We start from the raw sequence: 6231 nt of genomic DNA on the forward strand, positions 1-6231 counted from the left end.
TCAGCCGGTCCTTCCGTCGGAATCGGCGGGCACGGTACCGACCGCGCGGTAGGCCTCGATGAGGTCACCGACGGTGTGGATGTCCGTGATGGCGTGGCTGCCGTCCGAGAAGGGGTCGAGGTTGAGGTCGCGCTCCAGAGCCACGATGAGACGGGCCAGCATGAGGGAGTTCAGGCCCAGGTCGCTCAGCGATTCGTTCGCCGTGATGGGCTCGTCCTCGACCGCGTCGCCGAGGATTTCTCGGATGTGCGAGATGACTTCTTCGGCGATGGTCGAATCTATCAGCATGTCAATCCTCCATCGATGGTGAGACACTGACCGGTCACGAAATCGGCACCGGGGGAGATGAGGTATTCGACGGCCGACACCACGTCCTCGGGCGTGCCGAGACGCCCCAGGGGTGTGCGCCGTGTGATGCGTTGGAGGTTCTCGGGGGTCACCCGTGAGGACAGGTCGCTCTCGAAGTAGCCGGGGACGATCGTGTTGACGCGGATGCCGTCGGCGCCGAGCTCGCGTGCCAGGCTCGCCGTGAGCCCGTGCAGCCCCGCCTTGGCGGCGGAGTAGCTGGCGACGCCGCGGTGACCGCGGACGGCGTTGATCGAGGAGATGTTGACGATCGAGCCGCCGCGCCCGAGCATGACGCGCGCACAGGCCTTCGACGCGTGCAGGGCGCCGACGAGGTTCACCTGGATCATCTGCTCGCTGGTCGCGGGCGGTTCCATGGTGAAGAGCCCCTGGTTCAGGGCCCCCGCGTTGTTGATGAGGAGTTCGAGCCGCGCGCTCCGGGGGATCGCGCGGACCGCGCGGGTGACGGATCCGTGGTCTGTGACGTCGACCTCCCCCCATCGCGCTGTGTCCGGGTGGTCCTCGGTCAGGCGCTTGATCGCGTCGTTCTGGCTCCGACTCCACAGCTCGACGTGCCAGCCCCGCGAGAGCAGGGACTCGGCGAGCTTCGATCCGAGCGTTCCGGAGGCGCCGGTAACCACGGCGAGCCGATCCGCCCCGGTCCTTTCAGTGGTGGTCATGCGCGTGCCTTCTTGAACCGGTTGGAGTGGTGTGCTTCCTCGGAGATCTCAACCCGGACGGGCACCTTGTAGTCCTCCAGACGGTCGCCGCAGTGCTTCAGAACAGCCTTCTCCAGGTCTGTGGCGGCGTTGCCGTCGACGGGTTTGACCCGGGCCTGGACAACCTGGCCGGTCACGGGGTTCTTTCGGCCGAAGACCGTGACGTCCGCGACGTTCGGAACCTCGAGAATCACGGATTCGACTTCGTTCGGGTAGACCTTGAGCCCGGCGACGTTGATGAGTTCGCTGCGTCGGCCCAGGATCTTGACGTACTCGCCGTCCACCTCCACCTGGTCCTGGGTGTTGAAGTAGCCGTCCTCGTCGAAGGAGTACGCTGCGTTGAGGTATCCGAGCATGGCCTTGTCGGACTTCACCCAGAGCAGGCCGTCGATGACCTTGTAATCGAACCCCGCACCGCCGAGCTTGACCCAGAGCGAGTCGTCAGAGCGCGACTTGGTGGACATGATGCCCAGTTCAGAAAGGCCGTATGTCTGCTTGAGCTGAACGTTGGGAAGTTCTTCGTGGAGTTTCTTGAGCGTCTGCTCGGGCATGGGCTCCGTCCCGTATGTGATGACCTGGAGGCTCGACAGGTCGTAGTCTCGGAGTTTCTGTCCGATCAGGCACATCGTGAGGAACGTCGGAGTCGTGGGAAGGACCTGGACCTGCGTTTCCTGAACGGTCCTGAGAACGTCGTCCGGGGTGCGTCTCGGCGTGGTGATCACGGTGCCGCCGTGGGCGAGCGCGTGCATGAGGGTGTTGACTCCGCCGATGTGGTCGAAGTTCAGGAACGTCATGGTCCGACGAGGCCGCTTACGTTCTCCGATATGGGCTTCGACCAAACTTTCCAGGTTCAGGACAGAGGCTTTGCTCCGGCCGGTGGTTCCCGAGCTGAAAAGGACGAGACCAGCGCTTTCGAGTTCCCTCAGGCGCGCGTAGAGTTCATGGTCGGCCCGCTGGCCCGTCGGTGTGGTGGCAGGCGTGGAAGCGTGCAGGTCGACCACGTGTTCCGCCGAGCTGACCTGCAGGAACTCCTGGCGCTTGGCTTCGGGGAGCGGGCTCAGGGGAACACAGATCGCCTTGAGCTCCATCAACGCCAAAAGCGCGGCCACGCCCTCGGCGCTGTAGTCGGCCTGTAGCGCAGTGACGGAACCCCGGGATACCCCGGCCTGGGTGAAACGATCAACCCAGAGCGCCTGTTCGGAAAGCAGTTTTTCATACGTGATATCGCTGTTTCCCGATACAATGGCCTGACTGTTGCCGAAGGAACTCATCGCCTCTTTGAGTGCCTGCATCGTGAACCTCCAAAGACTGGGATGTCAACTCATCTGGTGGGGTTTCTGGGTTAACTCCAAGACGCGAATGAGGCATTTGGCGAAGTGGCCAACGCTTGCGTTGGGACCAGCTTCGATGATGGGTCGGGATTCTGTCAACCCTCTTCTCTGGCCGCGGTATGTCGATTCAGTGCACGACTGATTACAATCCGTTGTGTGTCCTGTGTCACATAGGACTCTGATGTGTTCTGATCGGCGAAGAAAACACCAGGTGAGTAAGTCCAGAGAGGGAATTCAAGCCTTTTGGTGCGACAGTGCTGTGACCTGGTTCATATTGTCGCCGTGTGCGCTTAGCGTGCCTTCGAAGGCGTAAACGCAGGTCATCGTCATACGTGTCTGAGTGGCGCTTCTTGTGGCCGAAATCGGCCATTCATGGCCCTTGCGTCGGCCGTACATGATGAGAGATGGGACAGCGGGGTGGTCGGTGTGCGGTCCGGCCGGTATGGAAGCGGGGAGTCCGGACGGTCGCCGGACGGTGGGAGTCGCGGTGGTTCCGAGGCAAGAAGTCCTCCGGGCCGTGAACGCCTGTGCGGGCCGCTTCCGTTCTGTGCATTCGACGGATCCAGGCCCGAAGTCGAGCCGAGGAGCGGGTCGGGTCTCGACGAACCCATTCCGTGAGCGCCTCGCGCTGATTTCGGTGGATGATCCGGCCGTGAGCTCACGCTCGGCGACGGTCGTCGGGAGTTTGTCGTACAAGCTCTGGGAAGCTGCTCGGACGACCCCCACAGCGCTGTCCGTGCGCGGGGGAGCGGGGATCGATCCCCGCTCCCCCGCGCACGGACTCGGCCGGTCGGACCGGTCCGGTCAGAGGTCAGACCACCGTGAGTGTGGCCCGCGCGAACCGCGGGTCGGCGTCGGCGGCCAGCGCCCGCGGCCGGTCGGCCACCACGCGGACCGTCGGCACCTCGCCTCCGGCCGCCCAGGCCGACAACCCCCTCAGCTCGCGCAGCTTCTCGGTCACGTCGAAGCTGAACGTCAGGCCCTCCGGGTGCGGTTCGGAACCGACGTTCTCGAAGAAGGTCAGCAGACCCACGAAGGCGGGGCTGCCCGGGTCGGTGTCGGACCGGTCGTCGCCGAGGAAGACGCTGAAGGTGGTGCAGGGCTCGCGGGTGGCCCGCACCCCCTCGAAGGTGAGCAGGACCTGGTCTCCGCCGCGGGTGGCCGTGGTCGTCTGGAGCGCCTCCGCGCCACCCGGCACGGGGGTGAGGGCGACGACGGTCTGGGCCGCCAGGTGCGTCTCCTCCTCGGTGATCGCGGCCAGCTCGGCGGCCCGCCGGGGCGGGATCGCGAGCGGAGCGAAGTTCGACCCGGCCGCGCCGGTGCCGTCGGTCAGCGAGTCGTACTCGTAGGCGCGGTGGGGGAACGCGAACACGTCGCCCCGCAGCGTGATCCGGGTCCCGTCCGCGTCGCGCAGCAGGTACGGTTCGTCGGGATCCTGGGGACTGTGCTTGGGGCGTACCGCCGGCCACCGCCAGCCGGTCGGCGGTGTGTGCGAGGGATCGGCGGCCATCCAGGCGTACCACAGCCGGTCGACGTTGCAGTGGTGCAGCCAGAACACCGGGTCTCCGGCGGCCGTGGGAACCGCGCCCATCAGGCCGCCGACCAGGACGTGTACGGCGTCGTGCGGCTGCCGCTCGAACACCTGGGAGAAGCCGGGGGGAGCACCGGGGGTGTCCTCGGGCGGCCAGAAGTACTCCTGGGTCATGGCCTGGCTCGGATCGACCTGGGGAGGGGTCAGCGGTTCGGCGTCCCGGCAGCGGCCCCCGGTGTCGTAGGGGGGAAGGTAGAGCGGGTTCTCCTCCTCCCTCCCGTCGGGGCCGCGCATGGTCCGCTGCCGGAAGGGGAGCGGGATCCTGCGGTACTCCGCGGAGCCGTCACCGCGCTCCCGGTGGGCGTAGTTCCAGTACGGGAGCGCCCAGTCGGCCTGGTCCCACCGGCCCAGCTCCTCCACGATGACGCGCCGGACGATGCGTTCGAAGCAGTAGACGTACCACCGGTGCCAGGGCAGGAAGTACCGGTCTCCGTGCGGGCACTGGCGCCACTCGGGCGGATCGCCGACCCGGTGCGGTCCGGGTTTGCCGTGCGTGTACCACTGGAACAGCCAGGAATCGTGCCGGTGCGGTGTGGTGTCCCGCTCCTTCATCCAACCGACGGCCTTGGCGTACCAGTACAGCCGCGGATGCCAGTCGCCGGTGTCGGGGTCGAAGAGTGTGGCCACGTCCTGACGCACGAACGGGCTCCGGGCCGGGTACCGTCGCCGGAACGGCGCCGCCGCGGCGGCGGTGTCGGGCAGTCCCGTGCCGAGAGCGAGTGCCCCCGCCCCCGCGGCCAGGAGGGAGCGCCTGGACAGACTCATGTCGTTCCTCCGGGATGATCTCGGCTTGAGCGATCTCGGGTGCTCCGGCGCTCCCGGGAAGCGGGAGTGGCCCCGTGCGCGCGGATCCGGCCTAGGGTTCACTGGCAGCACTATCTGTAATCTTAGATAGCTAAAAGTGAAAATCCTGGATCTCGCTCCGGCGTTCCCCGACCGCGTCCTCTGGTGCGGCGGGGCGGAGCGTTCGGCGGCTTTGACACCGGAGGGCAGTCGACGCCTGTCGGAATCCGACCACCCGTGACCGGGGCGACCGCCCGTGTCGCTGACCAACTGGGCGTCAACCGCGAAACACCGCGCAACCGGGTCACCACAGGCCGAGGCGGGGGTGGCCTCGGTCGGCACCACCGGCGGGGACTCCCGCGACAACGTCCTGGCCGAGGCGTTCCACTCGTTGCCAAGGCCGAACTGGTGCGCGACCGCGGCCCGTGGAGGAGCATGGACGAGATCGAGATCGCGGTGGCCGTGACGTGGCGGGTCAGCCCCTACCCTGGGCGTGTGCTGGCGCCGCTCATGCCAGGCTCAGTTCCTCGACCACGCGGGCCACTCGCTCCCGCTCAGCGGCGGACAGCCCCAGGATCGGGCGGGGCAGGCAGCGCGGGGCGACCAGACCTAGGTGTTCGGCGATCGCGGCGCTCACACGCAGGCTGCCGTGGGAGGCGAACATCTCCCACAGCGGGCGCAGCCGCTCCGACTCCACCACCGCCCCCTCGGCGTCACCGCTCAGAGCGGCCCGGACCAGGGACAAGGCGGTGGCGGGCAGGGTCCCGCCCACCACGGAGAACCAGGTGTGGCAGCCGACGTTGAGCCCGGTCGCGGCGACGCCGTCACCGGAGATCCCGACGCTGACGTGGTTCGGGACGGCTGTGCGGATCGCCGCCACGCGCTCATGGGCGGCCGCCGGATCCAAGGGCACCGGCGGGATCTTGATCGCGGCCACAGAGGGCAGCGCCGCGACGCTCGCGTACAGCTCGGTCGAGAAGGTGAAGCGCGTCGTGCGAGGGTTGTCGTAGACCACCAGGGGCACCGACAGCTCGGCGGTGACGCTCTCATAGAGCGCGAACACGTCCTCGTCGGTGAGCGGCTGATAGCTCACCGGAGCCAACAGCACGGCGGACGCACCGGCCTGCTGGGCATCCTGGGCCAGGGCCCGTACATGGGAGGTGCGTAGCGCACCGATACCGACGACCACCGGTGTGCCGTCCGCATGCTGCACCGCCGCCCGAGCCGCGCGGTGGCGTTCGTCACGATCCAGCTAGGCATAGGAGCCGGTCGATCCCAGCGCGCCGATGGAGTCGACGCCCGCCTTGACCAAGGCGGGTGATCAGTCCGGCGTAGGCCCGCTCGTCGAAGCGGTCATTGTCCAGCGGGGTCAGAGGGAAGGCGCTCAGGCCGGTGAACATGGGGCTTAACCCTGGATCTTGGACACGCTGAACCCGACAGGTGTCGGGAGGAAGCGAGAATC

Annotated in this window: 4 protein-coding genes and 1 pseudogene; all 5 read right to left on the reverse strand. The window is 67.1% G+C overall.

The features are described 5' to 3' along the window. The 5 genes and pseudogenes from DVR05_RS24765 to DVR05_RS24785 all read right to left on the reverse strand — a co-directional run bounded on the left by DVR05_RS24765 (position 1) and on the right by DVR05_RS24785 (position 6169). Entirely contained in the window at positions 1-288 is a 288-nt protein-coding gene (locus DVR05_RS24765) for an acyl carrier protein (protein WP_116248325.1), read from the reverse strand. Then, complete coding sequence (locus tag DVR05_RS24770) at positions 282-1025, reverse strand: SDR family NAD(P)-dependent oxidoreductase (RefSeq protein ID WP_116248326.1); 744 nt, start codon at positions 1023-1025, stop codon at positions 282-284. Before DVR05_RS24770 ends, DVR05_RS24765 begins: the two co-directional genes overlap by 7 nt. After that, positions 1022-2356: a class I adenylate-forming enzyme family protein gene (locus tag DVR05_RS24775; RefSeq protein WP_116248327.1), complete on the reverse strand. Its 1335-nt coding sequence runs from the start codon at positions 2354-2356 to the stop codon at positions 1022-1024. Before DVR05_RS24775 ends, DVR05_RS24770 begins: the two co-directional genes overlap by 4 nt. An 850-nt stretch (positions 2357-3206) precedes the next feature. After that, positions 3207-4751 (reverse strand): tyrosinase family protein, encoded by a 1545-nt coding sequence (locus DVR05_RS24780; RefSeq protein WP_116248328.1) that lies wholly within the window; start codon positions 4749-4751, stop codon positions 3207-3209. 526 nt (positions 4752-5277) lie between these two features. Next, positions 5278-6169, reverse strand: a pseudogene (locus tag DVR05_RS24785) (dihydrodipicolinate synthase family protein). Positions 6170-6231 lie beyond the last annotated feature (62 nt).

Origin of the sequence: Nocardiopsis sp. FIRDI 009 (assembly GCF_003386285.1) — a bacterium.
In the GTDB taxonomy this organism is placed as follows: Bacteria; Actinomycetota; Actinomycetes; order Streptosporangiales; family Streptosporangiaceae; genus Nocardiopsis.